Source organism: Streptomyces sp. 3N207 (genome assembly GCF_052246355.1).
In the GTDB taxonomy this organism is placed as follows: domain Bacteria; phylum Actinomycetota; class Actinomycetes; order Streptomycetales; family Streptomycetaceae; genus Streptomyces.
Map to the genome: position 1 here is coordinate 74,620 of NZ_JBQQBV010000009.1, position 16,739 is coordinate 91,358.

Here is a 16,739-nt window from a genome sequence, read left to right on the forward strand (position 1 = left end):
TCCGGCAGCGCCTGCTCATGCGCCCGGCCGTGCTCCGCACGGCCGGGCGGGACGGAGCCCCGCCCCGACGGTTACGCCGACGGCTGACCGTCAGCGCATCGAGCCGCTGCTCTTGCGCGGCTTCTCCTTCTTCTCCTGCTTTTCGCGGGCCCGCTCCCGGGCCTGGGCGGCCTTCGCGTCGGGGGCGTACATGTCCACGTACTCCTGGCCCGACAGCCGCATGATCTCGTGGATGATCTCGTCGGTGACGGCCCGCAGCACTGTTCGCTCGTGCTCCATTCCCGCGAACCGGGAGAAGTCCAGCGGCTTGCCGAACCTGATCGTCACCCGGCCCATACGGGGCACCTTCCGCCCCGGTGGCTGGAGCTCGAAGGTGCCGACCATCGCGCAGGGGATCACCTTCACCCCGGCGCCGAGTGCCATCGCGGCGACGCCGACCCGGCCCTTGTAGAGGCGGCCGTCGTGGGAGCGGGTCCCCTCGGGATAGATGCCGAGCAACTCCCCCTTGCGGAGCACGCCAAGACCCTCGTCGATGGCCGCTTGGCCTGCGCCTTTTCCGGAGCGGTCGACGGGGATCTGGCCCACGCTGTGGAAGAACGCCGCCGTCAGCCGCCCCTTGAGGCCCGGTCCGGTGAAGTACTCGGCCTTGGCGAGGAAGGTGATCCGGCGTTTGAGGATCGCGGGCATCACGAAGTGGTCGGAGAAGGACAGATGGTTTCCCGCGACGATCGCGGGCCCGTCGTCCGGCACGTTCTCCAGCCCTTCGATCCGGGGCCGGAACACGAGCCGCAGCAGCGGCCCCAGCAACACGTACTTCAGTACGTAATAGAACACCGGGTCACCTCTGGCTCTACCGTATCGACTCAGCGTTGGGCTTTTCGCAGGTCATAGTGTGCGTCGGAGGAGCCGCGGTGCTGCGGTCGGCCGGCCACCTGAGGCCAGGTCTGATCGGACTCATGCTGACTCCCTGCTGATTTCCTGACTGACCATCAGGTGGTGTGATCGAGATAACGTATCGTAGCGCTCAAGGGGCGAGGTGTCCGCGGCGCCGCTCCGTTGTCCCGGGAGGGGGTGCCCCCCGACGGGGCGCTCCCCCTTGCTGCGCTTGCCGGGTACGCAGGATTCGCCACTTGCCCCTCAGCCGTCAGCCGGACCGCACAGGCGGGTGAGCTCGTGGGTGAGGGTGTCCGCGAACTCCTGTGGCCGGTCGCTGAGATAGAAGTGGCCGCCGGAGAAGACATGGAAGGTGACGTCGGCGCTGGTGTGGTCGCGCCAGGCGTCCGCCTCCGCGCGGGAGGCGCGGGGGTCCTCGTCGCCGACGAAGACGCTGAGCGGACAGCCGAGCGGCGGGCCCGGCGACTTGCGGTACGTCTCGATCGCCCGGTAGTCGGCACGCAGGGCAGGGAGGATCATCTCGCGGATGTCGGGGTCGTCCAGCAGCGCGTCGTCCGTGCCGCTCAGCCGACGGATCTCGTCGATGAGACCCGCGTCGTCGAGCTGGTGGACGGTCTCCGTGCGGGTCAGGGAGGGCGCCCGGCGGCCGGAGACGATCAGTCCGAGCGGGGACCGGGCGCCCGACCGCTCCAGGCGCCGGGCGACTTCGAAGGCGAGGATCGCGCCCATGCTGTGCCCGAACAGCACAAGGGGCGGCCCGGGCTCATCGCGGAGCACCTCGCATACAGCGTCGGCCAGTTCGTCGATGGAGGACAGACACGGCTCGGCGAGCCTGTCCTGGCGTCCCGGGTACTGGACGGCGTATGCCTCCACGGTGTCGGGCAGCGACCGCCGCAGCGGGAAGAAGAAGCTCGCCGAACCTCCCGCGTGCGGGAAGCAGATCAGCCGGGCGCGGGCGCCCGGTGCGGAAGCCAGGCGGCGCAGCCAGCGGTCGGAGCGCGGAGCGGGCGCCGTGCTGCGGGACGTCTGGCCGGTCGCGTTGCCGGACGCTGTGGTCATGCGGACTCCGTCGGAATCGTCTGGGACTGGTACTGGAATGTCGGGGACCGGCCGGGGCCTGTCGTCCGGACAGCGTAGAAGAAGTCAACCCGGGACGAAGAAGCGGGAGTTGTCTGAGATCAGCAGCCGGTGGGAGACGGCGGTGACCGTGCGGTTCCGCGGTTCACCAGCCACTGCCCAGCGTCGGTGGTCTCCAGCCCGCCGCGGGCGCCGGGGCCGATGGCACACACTGCCTCGTGCATCTCGGGGCCGAAGGCGTACGCGCGACATCCAGGGCGGCCTCCGCCGAGCGGGTCTTCGAACTGCTCGACGCCGAGGAGCAGTCGCCCGACGCGGCTCACGTGCGCTGGTCGGCCGCCCCGTTCGGCGCCGGGACCGCCTTCGCGGCGTCCGTCCCCTCGTGGCCGGTGCTGCCGCTGCCGTCGTCGAAGTTCTCCAGTGCCTGCTTGATCTCGCCGAGTACGTCCGCCGCCTCGGCCCCGTCGATCACCCGGTGGTCGAAGGTGAGGGACAGCGGCAGCACGGGGGCGACGGTGACCGCACCGTCGCGTACCACGGGACGGTCGGCGACGGCGCCCAGGCCGAGGGTGACCGTGGTGCCACCGACGGAGTGGAACGAGGTGACGGGCCGGTGCCCCAGCGAGGTGACGGAGAACGTGCCGTTGGTGGTGATCCGGCGGCGCAGCGGTCGCGTACCCATCCGGTAGGCGAGGTGCCCGAGCGGTCCCGGCAGCCGTTGCAGGGCGCGTACCCCGGCGAACTCCGGCATCCGGTCGGGGTCGCCGTCGCGGAAGCGGGCCGTCTGTTCGGCGATGTCCCGAAGGCTCCTCAGGTGTACGTCCGGCAGTACCGCCGAGAGGACGACACGGCGCCCGCCCATCGTCTTGTCCAGCGCGAGCTTCGCCGCCACCGTTTCGTAGGGGGCGACCCGGGGCCGGAGCCCGCCGCGGAGCGCGGCGTTCGCCTCCGGATGCGCGGCCAGCACCCGCGCAGCGGAGTACAGCACATAGGTGACCGCCGAGAACCTGTCGCCCCGCGCCCGCGCGTCCTGCTGATGGCGCCGCACCGCGGTCATCTCGATCTCGGCTCCCAGGAAAACCGGCGCGTAGCCGCGGATCTCCCGGAGGAAGTACGCCGTGTGCCGGCGCTCGCGGGGAAAGGGGTCCGCTCTCATGTCCGTACTCCCGTCATGCGTTCTCGACCAGCTCGTAGAGGTCGTGCAAGGTGGCGGACTGCAACGCGGCGGCGGGGAGATCCGCCGGCCGGCTCGCGGCTCCAGCTTCGAACGCGATCATTAGGGGCTCTCTCCGAAGCTCTCCGTCAGACGCACGTGCGGCGGCGGGGCCGGAACGTGGCTGAGATCGTGGCGGAAGGTGGTCGTGGTTCCGTCGTCGGTGACCTCGGAGAACCCGTGCGCTGTGTACAGGCCGGCGACCTTGCCGTTCTTCGCCGTCCTGCGGTAGGAGCCGGTCACCGACCCGGCTCCGCTGTCCTTCGCGTACCGCAGGACGGACGACAGACAGGTCTGCTCGATACCGCGGGCGAAGACCCGGCAGCTGAGCACGAAGTTGTCGATGTGCAGCCGGTCCTGCTCGCGGCGCAGGAAGAGCGCGCCGACCAGCCCGTTGTCCCCGAACCTGTCGCTGCTGTGCACGGCAAGCACCCCGGTGTCCGGGGCGGCCAGCAGTTCCTCCACCTCGGCGGGCTGCATACGCACCGTGGTCAGGTTGAACTGGTTCGTGCGCAGGGTCAGCTGCGCTATCCGGGGCACCTCGGCAGCGGTGGGTGCTGCCAGCCGTACGCGGACCTCCAGCCGGCTCAGGTACTCCTCGACGGAGGCGAAGCCCTCCAGGAAGTCCTTACGCTGTGCCTCCTGCCGGTAGCGGCTGACGCGCTGGTGGTCCTCGCGCGTCAGTTGACGGCAGTCGAACCAGCCGTCGTGCAGGAGCGCTTCGATGTGCAGCGCCGGCTCGTCGTCCACGGCGACCACTGTGACGTCGGGCAGTGCGCGCCGGACCAGCTCCCGCTCGTGGGGGCTGTCGTCCACGAAGACGAAGGCGTCCGTACCGACGTTGAGCGCCTCGGCGACCTCCGCGATCGCCTCGTGCTTGGGTCCCCAGTCGGCGCCGATCCGCACGAAGTCCTCCTCCCGGAGGGTCATATCGGGGTGACCGCGCAGCACGGTGCGCACCGGGTCCACGTCGTTCTTGCTGGCCGCCGCCAACAGCACGCCCTGTGAGCCGAGCTGTTTGACGACGCGCTGGAACGCCGCGAACGCCTCCCCGCGGTAGCTGCCGGCCACCTCGATCCCGTCCGGCCCGTCGTCCCCCAGCACGCCGCCCCACACCGTGTTGTCCAGGTCGAGGACGAGCGCCTTCTTGGTCCCTCCCGCCACGTGCCGCGCCAGATGGCCGACCTCGCGCGCGTACGCGGCCAGCAGGGGCGAGGACAGATGGGCCCTGGTGTAGATGCTCAGCCGCACGTCCTCCACGGCCACCCCGCAGGCCGTCAACGGGTCCAGGTCCAGCACGACCAGCCAGGGGCGGTCCTCGGCAAGGGTGAGCAACCGCGCGTTGAACTCCCGCCACACGGCGCCGAGCCGCGCCCGGGACCGGTGGTCGACGAGCTGCGCGGCGAACCGGCGGGGCAGGGGCAGGGTGTTGAACACCAGCGTGCCGTCACAGCTGTTTCCGAACCGGTCCGCCAGCCCCTCCAGCAGGGCCAGCTTCCGCTTGGCCGCGTCCTCGACGTGCTCCGGCAGCCACGGCGTCGGCACCTCGTCGAAGACGACAGCCGGGTCCAGCACACACAGGGCCACGTCGGGCCGGGCCGCGTACAGCTCGCTGTCCGCGTCGCCCAGATCGAAGACGTAGCTGTCGAAATCGGCGAGGTGCCGCCGCATCAGCAGCCCGTGCCGGGCCAGTTCGGCGGTCAGCGCCGGGACCAGGGCCGCCAGTGTGCCGTGACCGGTCACGGCCACGGTGAGTGCGGGGACGCCGGGATGTGCGGCGAGGACCCGCTCCGGATCGACCCGGCTCAGCAGATGTCCCGCCCTTGTCAGTTCGGAGCCGGTCAGAGAGCCCACCAGCTGCCTGACCTCCGGGTAGCGGGGGACCAGCTGCTCCTGCTGGTACATGTGCAGCAGGGTGTCCGCCGCGGAGTGGGCGTTGCCGTCGGCCGACGGAGCGGAATCGGCGCTCATAGCGCTCAGGACACCTCCAGCGCGAAACCCGCCTTGATGTCGCGACGGTCCATTCTCTTCCTTCCCGACGTGGGGGGTTACAGCGTCGTCGTCAGGACTAAAGCCGCCCTAGTCACAGACTCAGTAGACGGTGCGCCTCTGGCGCAGAACTCCTGAGCGCTGGGGGATATGGCGCCCCGAAGGGGCGCGGGGAACTGCGCGCCCAGCCACAGCTCACCCGCAGTCGGCGGGATCGGGCAAGGGGCACCCCCTGGCCAGGACCTTGCGCGCCGCGCCATACGCGCGCCGGCGTCCTCCGCCTGGCCGAACCATCGGTTCAGCGCTTCGTACGAGCCCTCGGGCCCACCGCGGTCGCCCAGGCGACGCGGCCATCGGTCGCAGCAGCACCGAGGAGGCGCGGAGGCCCGGTCGCCCGCCCCGGCCGGGCGGCGAAGCGCCATTCAGCCCTGGGGCTTTCATGCTTAGGGGGCGTGCCGCCCGCCTCCGGCGGCGGGTGCCGTGGTGTCCGCCCGGGCGGGCGCCTAATCTCGGCGGCGCTGTTCCCAGGCGGACGGGGTGGACGAGCGTGCGAACGCGGCCGGCAGGCACTCGCACCGTCCGGTCGGTGGAAAGGGGCATCCCGTGACTCTCTACGTCTACGGGCTGGTTGCCGCCTGCTTCCTCGGTCTGGGCTTCGTGCTGCAACAGGATGCCGCGGCCCGGGCCCCGTCCGCCGACGTACTGTCCTTCCGGCTGCTGCTCGACCTGGTGCGGGTGCCGCGCTGGCTGCTCGGTATCGGCAGCATGGTGGTCGGTCAGCTCACCAGCGCGTTCGCTCTGACGCAGGGGGACCTGTCCACGATCGAGCCCCTGCTGGCGACGAACCTGCTCTTCGCGATGCTGTTCGCGCGACGGCTGACCAGCCAACGCCTCGGCTGGTCGGGCTGGGCCGGTGTGGTGCTGCTCAGCGGGGGAGTGACCGCCTTCATCGCGGCGGGCCGGCCGGAGGGCACCGAGCGCGAGGCCGGTGCCCTGCGCCACTGGCTGATCTTCGGCATCCTCGTCGGGATCGCCCTCGTCCTGGTACTCATCGCACGGCATCTCGAACTCTTCAAGGAGCCGCCCCTGCTGGCGACCGCGGCCGGAGCGCTCTACGGTCTCCAGGACGCCCTGACCAGGGTCGTCGGCGGGATCTACAGCTCCTCCGGGCTGCTGGGTGTGCTGCTGAGCTGGCAGGGCTACACCATCGTCGCGCTCGCCGTGGTCGGACTGGTGCTGGTGCAGAGCGCCTTCGAGGGCGGCCCGCTGCGGATGTCGCTGCCGTCACTGACGGCGGCCGAGCCGCTGGCCGGCATCGCCTGTGGGATCGGGTTTCTGGGCGACTCCATCCGGCTCACGCCGGGCGCTCTGGCGGGCGAGGTGATCGGGCTTCTGGCCGTGGTCGTCGGGGTCTTCATCCTGGGCAGACACCCGGTGCTGCCGGAGGGGAAGCAGCCGGTCGCCAAGGAGCCGGAGGAGGCTACCTGACGGTGCTCCCTGACGGCACGTCAGCGCTGATGCTTCCCGCGGCCCTTACGGCGGATCTTGATGTCCCGCAGGTCCGTGACCGCCAGCCGCAGCACCCGGTGGGGGTGCCCGTGTGCCTCCAGGGCCTCGGTGGCCCGGAGGGCGGCCCATGTCTCCTCGTCGGGCTCCTCGCCCTCGGGCGGCGGCGGGACCTGGCAGCGGAAGGTGAAGGCGGACAGACTGCTGTCGCAGGTGAAGGTGCCGGCCTCGGTGAAGGAGGCGCCGAAGCCGTCGGCCCGCTCGCGGAGCTCGGCGCGGCCGGTCTCGTCCAGGCCGGTGAAGGTTCCCCGGATGGTCACTCGGAACACGGTCGTTCCTCTCGTACGGCGTAGCTGAAAGCGCGTTCGCCCAGCAGCTCCTCGACGGCGTCCAGGAGTGCGAGCACATCGTCGGCGATCTCGTCCGGGGTACGCCCGGTCACCAGGCGGCGGCCGATCTCGGTGAAGACCAGCGAGTGGAACCAGCCGATCTGGCTCGCCGCGGCGCACAGTGCCGGGTCGTCCGGTGCGGCGCCCGTCTCCTCGGCGAGCTGCGCGGTGAGCGCGTCGGTCATCTCCCCGCCGAGGTCGCCCAGGCGGGCCGTGAGGGTGGGCGCGGCCCGCATCATCTCGAAGACCGGCCCGAACCCCTCGGTCAGTCCGAGTTGCCGCTCCCGGCCGCGCACCTCCGCACGCAGCCGGGAGAGCACGGCCCGCGCGGGGGACTCGCCCGGTGCGCGCTGCCGGACGATCTCGGCGAGCCGCTGGGGCGACGCCTGGTCCGGCGGTAGGACGAGGTCCTCCTTGGCCTCGAAGTAGTTGTAGAGGGTGTTCACGGACACCTCTGCCGCCGCGGCGACCTCCGCGATGGTGACCTTGTCGAAGCCCCGCTCCACGAACAGCCGCATGGCCACCTCGTGGATGCGCTGCCGTGTCTGCCGCTTCTTGCGCTCCCGCAGCCCTTCGCTCATACGGAGAATCCTAACCCGACTGCAAAACTGAAATGCATTGCGCTTTTGCAGTCCACTGTGTTCCCATCGGCGGCATGACACGGACACCCACCCCTGCCCCCACGCCCCCGTCTCCACCAACCCGGCCCGCCCTCGACGTCCGCGGGCTCACCCTCACCTACACGCTCAAGACGGGCCCCGTGCATGCCGTGCGCGGCATCGAGCTGTCCGTCCCGCGCGGTGAGATCCTCGGCTTCCTCGGCCCGAACGGCGCCGGGAAGACCAGCACCCTCCGGATGCTCACGACGCTGCTGCGGCCCACCGGCGGCGAGGCCCGCGTCGCGGGACACGACCTGCTCGCCGAGCCGTCGGCCGTACGGTCACGCATCGGCTACGTCGCCCAGGCGGGCGGTCTCGATCCGGCCTGCGGAGTCCGCGAGGAGCTGGTCACCCAGGCCCGGCTGCACCGGATGCCCAAGCAGGAGGCCCGGCACCGCGCCGACGAACTGGCGGAGGAGCTTGGCCTGACCGCACTGCTGGACCGGCCGACCGCTTCCCTCTCCGGAGGCCAGCGCCGTCGGCTGGAGATCGCCCTCGGACTCGTCAACCACCCCGAGGTCCTCTTCCTGGACGAGCCCACCACCGGCCTCGACCCGGGCAGCCGCGCCGAACTGTGGGAGCTGGTCCGCCGCATCCGCCGGGACCGGGGGACCACCGTCTTCCTCACCACGCACTATCTGGACGAGGCCGACGCCCTCGCCGACCGCATCGTTGTCGTCGACGGCGGCCGAACCGTCGCCGAGGGCACCCCGGAAGCGCTCAAGCGCGCATACGGACCGGGCCCCGGTGCCTCCCTCCAGGACGCCTTCCTCGCCCTCACCGGGCGCGGTCCCAGCCACCAGCCGGTGGCCGTCTGACACCGCCGACGGCCGATGACCGGCACCTACAGCTGACACACCCGACGCCGGCCCGTGCCAGGGCCGGCCGCCTCCCTACGGAACCGCCATGACCACCAGCACCGCCGCCGTCGCCACGACGCCCACCCCGCCCCTCGACCGGCTTCGGCACCTTGCCGCCGACACCGGCCTCATCTTCGGCCGCTGTCTGCGCGCGACCCTGCGCTCGAAGACCAGCATGTTCTTCGGCATGCTCCAGCCGCTGCTGTTCCTCTCCCTCTTCGGCCCGCTCCTGACCCGGCTCGACCTGGGCGTCGACGGCTCCTCATGGCAGACCTTCGTCCCCGGGGTCCTCGTCCAACTCGCCCTGCTGGGCGGGTCGTACGTGGGGCTCGGTCTGCTGGTGGAGCGCAACACGGGTGTGGTCGACCGGATGCGCGTCACCCCCGTCAGCCCGACGGCGATGCTGCTCGGGCGGGCCCTGCGGGACGTGGTCCAACTCGCCGCACAGAGCGTGCTGCTCATCCTGCTCGGTCTCGCCCTCGGGCTGCGCGCTCCGCTGTGGGGAATCGTCGTCGGCCTGGCCTTCATCGCCGTACTCTCCGGAGCGCTCGCCGCCCTCTCGCACGGCCTGGCCATGCGGATCGCGACGCCGCCCGAATTCGCCGCCGTCGCCAACACCGCTGTGATGCCGCTGATGCTCCTCTCCGGTCTGCTGCTGCCCATGAGCCTCGCCCCCGACTGGCTGGAGGGCGTCTCCCGCGCCGTCCCGTTCCGCTACACCGTCGACGCCGTACGTGATGTCTTCCGCGGCGAACTGGCCACCGTCACCGTCGCCGCGGGCGCCGTCGTCACCGTCGTGCTGGCAGCCCTGTGTCTGCTGGCAGCCGCCCGCCTCTTCGGCCGTACCAGCGGGGGCGGTGCCAAGCGGCGCTGAACGGGCAGGCCGTACCCGTGCACTTACGCATATGTGCTTGTTCGGTGGGGACCCGCTGGGCGCACGCGAGATGACGGAAAGGACGTGAGGCACGTGCGTGTTGCCTTTCTCGTCGCGCCCGAGGGCGCCGAACAGATCGAGCTGACCGACCCGTGGGACGCCGTCAAGGAGGCGGGCGGCGAGCCTGTCCTGCTCTCCACCCGTGGGAAGACCGTCCAGGCGTTCAAGCGCCTTGACAAGGCCGACACCTTCCCCGTCGACGAACTCGTCTCGCAGGTCGAACCTGCCGACTTCGACGGGCTCGTGCTGCCCGGCGGTGTCGCCAACCCGGACTTCCTGCGCACCGACGAGAAGGCCGTCGCCTTCGTGAAGGGCTTCTTCGACGCGGGACTGCCCGTCGCCGCCATCTGCCATGCGCCCTGGACGCTGGTCGAGGCCGATGTGGTGCGGGGCCGCACCCTGACCTCGTATCCGAGCCTGCGCACCGATATCCGCAACGCCGGCGGCAACTGGGTCGACGAGCAGGTCAAGGTCTGCGACGGCGGCAACAACAAGCTGATCACCAGCCGTAGGCCGGGCGATCTCGAAGCGTTCGTCAAGGCGCTCCTGACGGAGTTCGGCGTCGGCAGCTGACCTCCCACCACCTTGCTGCCACGGCTACGACGGCCGGGCCCCGCGCTCCGCCCGCAAGGACGGACCGCGAGGCCCGGCCGTCTGCTGCCTTCCGGCTCCCCCGTTGCGTTGTCCTGCGCTCCCGTTCATCTGCGCCCCGTTTTCCGCGGTGCGCCCTCAGGTTCCTGGTGAGCCGAACGTTCCTGGTGAGCTGGCCCCGCGCGTCGGCTCACTCACGCGTGGTGAACACACCCAGGGTGACCAGTCCCAGTACGACCCAGCAGAACCACAGCCACCCGCTGCTCCCCAGCGCCGCGGTGTACGCCGTCACCACCACAAGGCCCACGACCGTGAGCACGGTCATGGCCTTCGCGGACACCGGCATGCGCGTCATCCCGGACATCACAACACCGTCCTCTCCCGGCGGCCCCGGGACGTACGGGTCGCGCACGCACAAGGGCCGCGGCCAAGTCCCTATGGTCACCCGCCCGCGGCCCCATGCGCCACTGCGCACTCCGATGCGCCCATGCCCTCCGCCCTCCCGCGCCCCGGTGCGCAGCCGGACGGGCAGACGGGCCGGCAGCTCACTCCCTGGGCTGGAGGGAGGCGAGGTAGGCGTTGTAGGCGGCCAGTTCCTTGTCGCCGTCCCGGTCGGCCTTGCGGTCCCGGCGGCGGGCCTGCCGCTGCTCGGTGACGTACCACTGGAACACCAGGGCGATCAGCACCAGCACCGAGGGGATCTCGCTGAACGCCCAGGCGATACCCCCGGCCGCCGTCTGGTCGGAGAGCGCGCTGACGCCCAGCGAGGCCGGCGGGTCGGCGTAGGTCTCCACCATCGGTTGGGAAGCCATCATCAGCGCGATGCCGAAGAAGGCGTGGAACGGCATCCCCGCGAACAGCTCCAGCATCCGCATCACATAGCCGGGGCGGTGCGGGCCCGGGTCCACGCCCATGATCGGCCAGAAGAAGACCAGGCCGACGGCGAGGAAGTGCACCATCATCGCGAGATGCCCGGCCTTGGAGCCCATCAGAAAGTCGAACAGCGGCGTGAAGTACAGCGCGTACAGGCTGGCGATGAACAGCGGGATGGTGAACGCCGGGTGCGAGATCACCCGCACATAGCGGCTGTGCAGCAGCGCCACCAGCAGTTCCCGCGGCCCCTTGCGCATCCCCTGGCTACGGGCCGCCGACGGCAGCGCACGCAGCGCCAGCGTGACGGGGGCGCCCAGCAGCAGCAGGATCGGCGACAGCATGCTGATCACCATGTGCTGCACCATGTGCACGCTGAAGAGCACCATGCCGTACTCGTTGAGCGCCGTGCACATCACCAGCGCCACCGAGGCCACGCCCGCCGCGAAGCCCACGGTGCGCCCCACCGGCCAGCTGTCGCCCCTGCGCCGCAGCCGCACCACGCCCCAGCCGTAGAGCGCGAGCGCCAGCAGACACCCCACCAGGAAGAACGGGTCGCCGGTGAACTCCAGCCCCCGCGCGACCGTGAACGGCGGTAGGTCCATCGTCATGCCGTGCCCGCCGTGATCCATCCGAACTCTCCCGCAACCGACCGATAAGCCCGTACCAGACTAGAACCGCCCGCCTGAGCCGCCCTCATGGGGGCGGCCCAGGCGGGCGGTCGCCTCGCACGCTCCGACGGAAATGGGCCGCCGGTGAGAAGCCGGAACAGCCGGGGAGGACCAGCAGGCCGGGACGGGGCAGGAAGTGCCGGGGACGGAGGTCAGGCGGGCTGCGTCGCCGCCGCGATCCGCTCCTGGCGCAGCGCCTCGTACCAGGTGTCATCGGTCGGTGGCAGCGCGTTCACATCGAGCGACAGCTTGATCAGCAGGTCCGCGATCTGCGGGTTACGGGCCAGCACCGGGCCGTGCAGATACGTCCCGAAGACGGTGTCCCGCCAGGCGCCCTCGGTGCCGTCGCCCGTGCCGTTGCCGTTGCCGAGCCGCACCCGGCCCAGCGGGCGCACCCCGGGGCCGAGGTGGGTGACGCCCTGGTGGTTCTCGAAGCCGGTGAGCTGGGGGAGGCGCAGCTGCTCGTCGGCGTCGCCGAGGACGTCGCCCACGCACCGCTCGGCCTCGCCGCGGGTGCTGATCACATCCAGCAGCCCGAGCCCGGCCGAGCGCTCGCCCAGGTCGTTGACGAACTCGTGCCCCATGATCTGGTAGCCGGCGCACACCGCGAAGACGATGGCGCCGTTGTCCACGGCCCGGTTCAGACCGCCGTCACGCAGCAGCCGCTCGGCAGCCAGCCGCTGCGGCCGGTCCTCGCCGCCGCCGATCAGATAGATGTCGCCGGACGTCGGGATCGGCTGGTCGGAGCGGACGTCCAGCCGCTGGACGTCCAGCCCGCGCTGCCGCGCCCGCCGCTCCACCACGAGCGCGTTGCCCTGGTCGCCGTACGTGCTCAGCAGGTCGGGATAGACCCAGACCAGACGCAGACTCGTGTCACTCATGCCGCCAGTCTCCTTGAGCGGATCGATGGGTCGGGCGTACGACGGCCCGGAATCCCAAGATACGGGTGATCAGTTGCCGACGGCGCGGCGCAGGTCCTGGAACGCGGTGTAGTTGGCGATGGTCTCGATCCGTCCGGGCGGGCACCGGCGTACGGCGTCCGCGGGGTTCTCGCACACCTGGAAGTCCACGCCCGCGACCTCCAGCCGCACCGCGAGGTCCAGCTTCCGGTCGCCGATGACACAGATCGGGTGCCCGGCCAGCCGCCCGTAGTCCACGTCCCACAGCCACGAGGTGTCGGTGCCGTCCGCGCCGCGTGCGTTCACCGAAAGGATGACCGGGGTGGGTGGCGGGTCGATCAGCGAGAACGTCTCCAGCCACCCGGCGGGGTTCTTCGCCAGCAGCAGCCGCATGTCCCGGCCCTGGTACTGCACGACGTCGTACCGTCCGGCGACGGCCTTGACCGCGAACATCCGCTCCAGCGCGACCTGCGGCGGCACCCCGAAGGCGGCGGCCACGGCCGCGGAGGTGGCGGCGTTCGCCTTGTTGGCCCGGCCGGGGAGCTGGAGGTGGATCGGCCAGGCGGAGCCGTGCGGGTCCAGTACGTGGTCGCCGGAGAGGGCCCAGGTCGGCGTGGGACGGCGGAAGCCGCACTCGGCGCAGAACCAGTCGTCGCCGGGGCGCTGCATCACACCGCCGCACGCCGGACAGGACCAGGCGTCGTCCTTCCACTCCTGGCCCGCGGCGACCCACACCACGTTGGGGGAGGAGGAGGCTGCCCAGACGACCAGCGGGTCGTCGGCGTTGGCCACGATGACGGCTTTCTGACCCGAGAGGCCCTCGCGCCAGCGCTCGGCAAGCATCCGGGTCTCCGCCGCACGGTCGAGCTGGTCACGCGAGAGGTTCAGCAGCGCTATGGCCTTCGGCGTCACATCCCTGGCCACGCCGGACAGGTACTTCTCGTCCACCTCGATGACGCCATAGCGCGCGTTCGAGCCGCCGGCCAGCGCCGAGGTGATACCGGCAGGCATGTTGGCGCCCAGTGCGTTGGAGACCACCTCACCGTTGGCGCGCAGCGCCTCGGCGATCAGCCGGGTGGTCGTCGTCTTGCCGTTGGTCGCGGACACCAGGATCACGTCCAGGTGCTGGGCCAGCCGCTGAAGCAGGTCGGGGTCGAGCTTGAGCGCCACCTTCCCGCCGATCACCGACCCGCTGCCGCGGCCCGCAGCCCGCGACACCGCCGCGGCTGCCTTGCCCGCCGTCACGGCCAGCCGGGACCGCGGCGACAGCGGCTCCGTGTTGCCTGCCATCGTGTCTGAACCTCCTTGCCCCTCGCGTAGGAGAGAAGCCTACCGAGATCCCGCCGGGCCCCTGACCGCGCCACCCCTGCGAAGATCGGCAGTGCGGCGCCGGGCGTAGGCTGGCGGCCATGCGACGCGGCCCCATCCCCGGCGCCACCGGTGCCGTACATCCGCTGCGAACGTACGGCGATCCGGTGCTGCACACCCCCAGCCGCCCGGTCGCGGCCGGCGACCGCGGCTCGCTGCCCGTACTGGTGGAGGATCTGTACGCGACCATGTACGCAGCGCACGGGGTCGGGCTGGCGGCCTGTCAGATCGGGGTACCGCTGCGGGTGTTCGTCTACGACTGTCCCGACGACGACGATCGCCGACACCGTGGCCATGTGGTCAACCCCCGGCTGGTGCGTGCGGACGGGGTGACCGTGCGTGGCCCCGAGGGCTGTCTCTCACTGCCCGGCCCGGAGGCCCCGACCCCCCGCGCCGACGTGGCCGTCATCGAGGGCGAGGACATGACCGGCGCCGAGGTGCGGATCGAGGGCACCGGATACTTCGCGCGCTGCCTCCAGCACGAGTACGACCATCTCGAGGGCCGCGTCTACACCGACCGGCTCACGGGGTGGACCCGCCGCCGCGTGCTCCGCAAAGCGGCTGCCTCGAACTAGGCCGTACCCGGCAATGGGGGCTGCGCTTGCCAGCCCTGCGCCTCTGGCGCAGATCTCCCAAGCGCAGAGGGGGACCCGCGCCCCGAAGGGGCGCGGGGAACTGCGCGACAAGCCACGACGCAACCCGCAGTCTGCGGACGGCAGGCGGGGCACCCCGTGACCAGCAAAACGGGAGGGAGCGCTAGAAGCGCGGGCCCCCAACTCGGTCGCCCGCCGCGGCCAGCCTCCCCCACAGCAGATCGGCCAGGTGCCGTACCAACCGCGCCCTCTCATACGGCTTTTCGCGCAGCCACCAGTCACCGGCGGCGTGCATCATCCCGACGATGCCGTGCCCCCACACCCGCGCCAACTCCTCGCTCTCCGGCCCCAGGTCGAGCCGTTCGGCGATCACCTTGGCCAGTTCCTCGCCCAGCCGCCGCAGCAGCGGTGCCGAGTGCTGGCCGACATCGAAGCCGCGCTCGCTGGTGGAGGAGCCCTCGGCCGGATGCATCAGGAACCTGTAGACCTGCGGATGAGCTTCGATGGCGGCCAGATAGGTGTCCAGGGTGGCCTCCACGCGCTCGCGCCGCTCGCGGGGAGCGTCCAGCGCGGCCCGCAGTGAGGACAGCAGCGCGTCGGTGTGCCGGGCGGCGAGTGCGCGGTAGAGGCCGCCCTTGTCGCCGAAGTGCCGGTAGAGGATGGGCTTGGTGATGCCTGCCTCGGCGGCGATCGCATTCATGGAGGCCCCGGGACCCTCGCGGAGCACGACCCGCTCGGCGGCCTCCAGCAGCTGCCTGCGGCGCTGCTCGGCGCTGTCGGCCCGATCGGGCTGCCGTGTGGTCTCCATGGTGCTTCTCCCCGCCCCTGTCCGCGATTGCCGGGCCGAACGTAACACCCTCACGTGCACGGATGCCTCGGCGAACGGGAGTTGACAGAGGCTACTGACGGGTAACAGACTGCGGATTACCGATGGTAACGAGCTTCTCAGACAGGCGGAGGACCGCGACGATGGCCGAGACCGAGTTCGCACTGGATCTCAACGACGACCAGAAGGAAGTCCGGGACTGGCTCCACGGATTCGCGGCCGATGTGATGCGCCCCGCAGCCGCCGAATGGGACGAGCGCGAGGAGACCCCCTGGCCGATCATCCAGGAGGCCGCCAAGATCGGGCTGTACTCGCTCGACTTCTACGCACAGCAGTACTTCGACCCCACAGGACTCGGTATCCCCATGACCATGGAGGAGCTGTTCTGGGGGGACGCGGGCATCGCACTGTCCATCGTCGGCACCGGGCTTGCCGCCGTCGGAGTGCTCGCCAACGGCACCGAGGAGCAGATAGGCACCTGGGTGCCGCAGATGTACGGCGACGCCAACGACGTGAAGGTCGCCGCCTTCTGCTCCTCCGAGCCGGACGCCGGCTCCGATGTGGCCTCCATGCGCACCCGCGCCGTCTACGACGAGGCCAAGGACGAGTGGGTCCTCAACGGCACCAAGACCTGGGCCACCAACGGCGGCATCGCCGATGTCCATGTCGTCGTGGCCGGCGTCGACCCCGAGCTCGGCTCCAAGGGGCACGCCTCCTTCATCGTCCCGCCCGGCACCCCCGGTCTGGCGCAGGGCCAGAAGTTCAAGAAGCACGGCATCCGCGCCTCGCACACCGCCGAAGTCGTCCTCGACGACGTCCGGGTACCCGGACACTGCCTGCTCGGCGGCAAGGAGAAGCTGGACGAGCGCCTCGCCCGCGCCCGCGAGCGTGCGGAGAAGGGGAGCGGGGAGAGGATCAAGAACGCGGCCATGGCCACCTTCGAGGCGTCCCGCCCCGCCGTCGGCGCCATGGCGGTCGGTACCGCGCGTGCCGCGTACGAGGTCGCGCTCGAATATGCCAAGACCCGCGAGCAGTTCGGCCGCCCCGTCATCGACAACCAGGGCGTCGCCTTCCAGTTGGCCGACATGCGCACCAGCGTCGACGCCGCGCGGCTGCTGGTGTGGCGGGCATCCTGGATGGGCGTGACGGGCCGCAGGTTCGAGTCGGCCGAGGGCTCCATGTCCAAGCTGTTCGCCAGCGAGACGGCCAAGAAGGTGACGGCCCAGGCCATCCAGCTCCTCGGCGGCAACGGCTATACACGCGAGTACCCGGTCGAGCGGATGCACAGGGACGCGGCGATCTATTCCATCTTCGAGGGCACCAGCGAGATCCAGCGCCTGGTCATAGCCCGCACCCTGTCGGGCATGCCGATCCGCTGAGGGAAGCCCTGGAGGTGCAAG

Annotated in this window: 17 protein-coding genes; 6 read left to right on the top strand and 11 right to left on the bottom strand. The window is 70.9% G+C overall.

From position 1 onward, the window contains the following. Nucleotides 1–90: 90 nt before the first annotated feature. From ACTWP9_RS15985 to ACTWP9_RS16000, 4 genes are all read right to left on the bottom strand, one after another. On the bottom strand, nucleotides 91–834 hold the full coding sequence (locus ACTWP9_RS15985) for a lysophospholipid acyltransferase family protein (RefSeq protein ID WP_443246814.1): 744 nt from the start codon (nucleotides 832–834) through the stop codon (nucleotides 91–93). 303 nt (nucleotides 835–1,137) lie between these two features. Next, the gene (locus tag ACTWP9_RS15990) at nucleotides 1,138–1,953 is read right to left on the bottom strand and encodes a thioesterase II family protein (RefSeq protein ID WP_443246815.1); all 816 of its coding nucleotides are present in this window, start codon (nucleotides 1,951–1,953) and stop codon (nucleotides 1,138–1,140) included. Nucleotides 1,954–2,290: 337 nt separating this feature from the next. Further along, the gene (locus tag ACTWP9_RS15995) at nucleotides 2,291–3,127 is read right to left on the bottom strand and encodes a 2-oxo acid dehydrogenase subunit E2 (RefSeq protein ID WP_443246816.1); all 837 of its coding nucleotides are present in this window, start codon (nucleotides 3,125–3,127) and stop codon (nucleotides 2,291–2,293) included. Between the two features lie 120 nt (nucleotides 3,128–3,247). Continuing rightward, a complete protein-coding gene (locus ACTWP9_RS16000; RefSeq protein WP_443246817.1) occupies nucleotides 3,248–5,155 on the bottom strand; it encodes an HAD-IIIC family phosphatase in 1,908 nt (635 codons plus the stop codon). A gap of 621 nt (nucleotides 5,156–5,776) precedes the next feature. On the opposite strand from ACTWP9_RS16000, the gene ACTWP9_RS16005 reads away from it, so the two are divergent. Next, a complete protein-coding gene (locus ACTWP9_RS16005) occupies nucleotides 5,777–6,661 on the top strand; it encodes a DMT family transporter (protein ID WP_443246818.1) in 885 nt (294 codons plus the stop codon). Between the two features lie 20 nt (nucleotides 6,662–6,681). Here ACTWP9_RS16005 and ACTWP9_RS16010 read toward each other — a convergent pair whose 3' ends face one another. Both ACTWP9_RS16010 and ACTWP9_RS16015 read right to left on the bottom strand, forming a co-directional pair. Further along, complete coding sequence (locus tag ACTWP9_RS16010) at nucleotides 6,682–6,999, bottom strand: DUF6204 family protein (protein ID WP_443246819.1); 318 nt, start codon at nucleotides 6,997–6,999, stop codon at nucleotides 6,682–6,684. Further along, nucleotides 6,996–7,649: a TetR/AcrR family transcriptional regulator gene (locus ACTWP9_RS16015; protein WP_443246820.1), complete on the bottom strand. Its 654-nt coding sequence runs from the start codon at nucleotides 7,647–7,649 to the stop codon at nucleotides 6,996–6,998. The genes ACTWP9_RS16010 and ACTWP9_RS16015 overlap by 4 nt, the downstream gene beginning before the upstream one ends. Before the next feature lie 74 nt (nucleotides 7,650–7,723). Between ACTWP9_RS16015 and ACTWP9_RS16020 the strand changes: the two genes are divergently transcribed. The 3 genes from ACTWP9_RS16020 to ACTWP9_RS16030 all read left to right on the top strand — a co-directional run bounded on the left by ACTWP9_RS16020 (nucleotide 7,724) and on the right by ACTWP9_RS16030 (nucleotide 10,094). After that, nucleotides 7,724–8,545: an ABC transporter ATP-binding protein gene (locus ACTWP9_RS16020; RefSeq protein WP_443246821.1), complete on the top strand. Its 822-nt coding sequence runs from the start codon at nucleotides 7,724–7,726 to the stop codon at nucleotides 8,543–8,545. An 88-nt stretch (nucleotides 8,546–8,633) separates the two neighbouring features. Further along, nucleotides 8,634–9,461, top strand: coding sequence for an ABC transporter permease (locus ACTWP9_RS16025; RefSeq protein ID WP_443246822.1), 828 nt, complete (start codon nucleotides 8,634–8,636; stop codon nucleotides 9,459–9,461). A 93-nt stretch (nucleotides 9,462–9,554) separates the two neighbouring features. After that, nucleotides 9,555–10,094, top strand: a complete 540-nt coding sequence (locus ACTWP9_RS16030) for a type 1 glutamine amidotransferase domain-containing protein (RefSeq protein WP_443246823.1) — start codon at nucleotides 9,555–9,557, stop codon at nucleotides 10,092–10,094. A gap of 208 nt (nucleotides 10,095–10,302) precedes the next feature. Here ACTWP9_RS16030 and ACTWP9_RS16035 read toward each other — a convergent pair whose 3' ends face one another. The 4 genes from ACTWP9_RS16035 to ACTWP9_RS16050 all read right to left on the bottom strand — a co-directional run bounded on the left by ACTWP9_RS16035 (nucleotide 10,303) and on the right by ACTWP9_RS16050 (nucleotide 13,842). Next, nucleotides 10,303–10,476 carry a hypothetical protein gene (locus ACTWP9_RS16035; RefSeq protein WP_443247020.1) on the bottom strand — a complete coding sequence of 58 codons (174 nt, stop codon included), beginning with the start codon at nucleotides 10,474–10,476 and terminating at the stop codon, nucleotides 10,303–10,305. Between the two features lie 181 nt (nucleotides 10,477–10,657). Continuing rightward, nucleotides 10,658–11,614: a cytochrome c oxidase assembly protein gene (locus ACTWP9_RS16040; protein ID WP_443246824.1), complete on the bottom strand. Its 957-nt coding sequence runs from the start codon at nucleotides 11,612–11,614 to the stop codon at nucleotides 10,658–10,660. Between the two features lie 191 nt (nucleotides 11,615–11,805). Further along, nucleotides 11,806–12,534 carry a type 1 glutamine amidotransferase gene (locus tag ACTWP9_RS16045; protein WP_433103792.1) on the bottom strand — a complete coding sequence of 243 codons (729 nt, stop codon included), beginning with the start codon at nucleotides 12,532–12,534 and terminating at the stop codon, nucleotides 11,806–11,808. A gap of 69 nt (nucleotides 12,535–12,603) precedes the next feature. Beyond that, a complete protein-coding gene (locus ACTWP9_RS16050) occupies nucleotides 12,604–13,842 on the bottom strand; it encodes a MurT ligase domain-containing protein (RefSeq protein ID WP_443246825.1) in 1,239 nt (412 codons plus the stop codon). 119 nt (nucleotides 13,843–13,961) lie between these two features. Here ACTWP9_RS16050 and def point away from each other — a divergent pair, with 119 nt between their 5' ends. Then, a complete protein-coding gene (def, locus tag ACTWP9_RS16055) occupies nucleotides 13,962–14,495 on the top strand; it encodes a peptide deformylase (protein ID WP_443246826.1) in 534 nt (177 codons plus the stop codon). A 181-nt stretch (nucleotides 14,496–14,676) separates the two neighbouring features. Here the strand turns inward: def and ACTWP9_RS16060 are convergent, their stop codons facing one another. Then, complete coding sequence (locus ACTWP9_RS16060; protein WP_443246827.1) at nucleotides 14,677–15,321, bottom strand: TetR family transcriptional regulator; 645 nt, start codon at nucleotides 15,319–15,321, stop codon at nucleotides 14,677–14,679. Between the two features lie 161 nt (nucleotides 15,322–15,482). Between ACTWP9_RS16060 and ACTWP9_RS16065 the strand changes: the two genes are divergently transcribed. Beyond that, nucleotides 15,483–16,718 carry an acyl-CoA dehydrogenase family protein gene (locus ACTWP9_RS16065; RefSeq protein ID WP_443246828.1) on the top strand — a complete coding sequence of 412 codons (1,236 nt, stop codon included), beginning with the start codon at nucleotides 15,483–15,485 and terminating at the stop codon, nucleotides 16,716–16,718. Nucleotides 16,719–16,739: the final 21 nt, after the last annotated feature.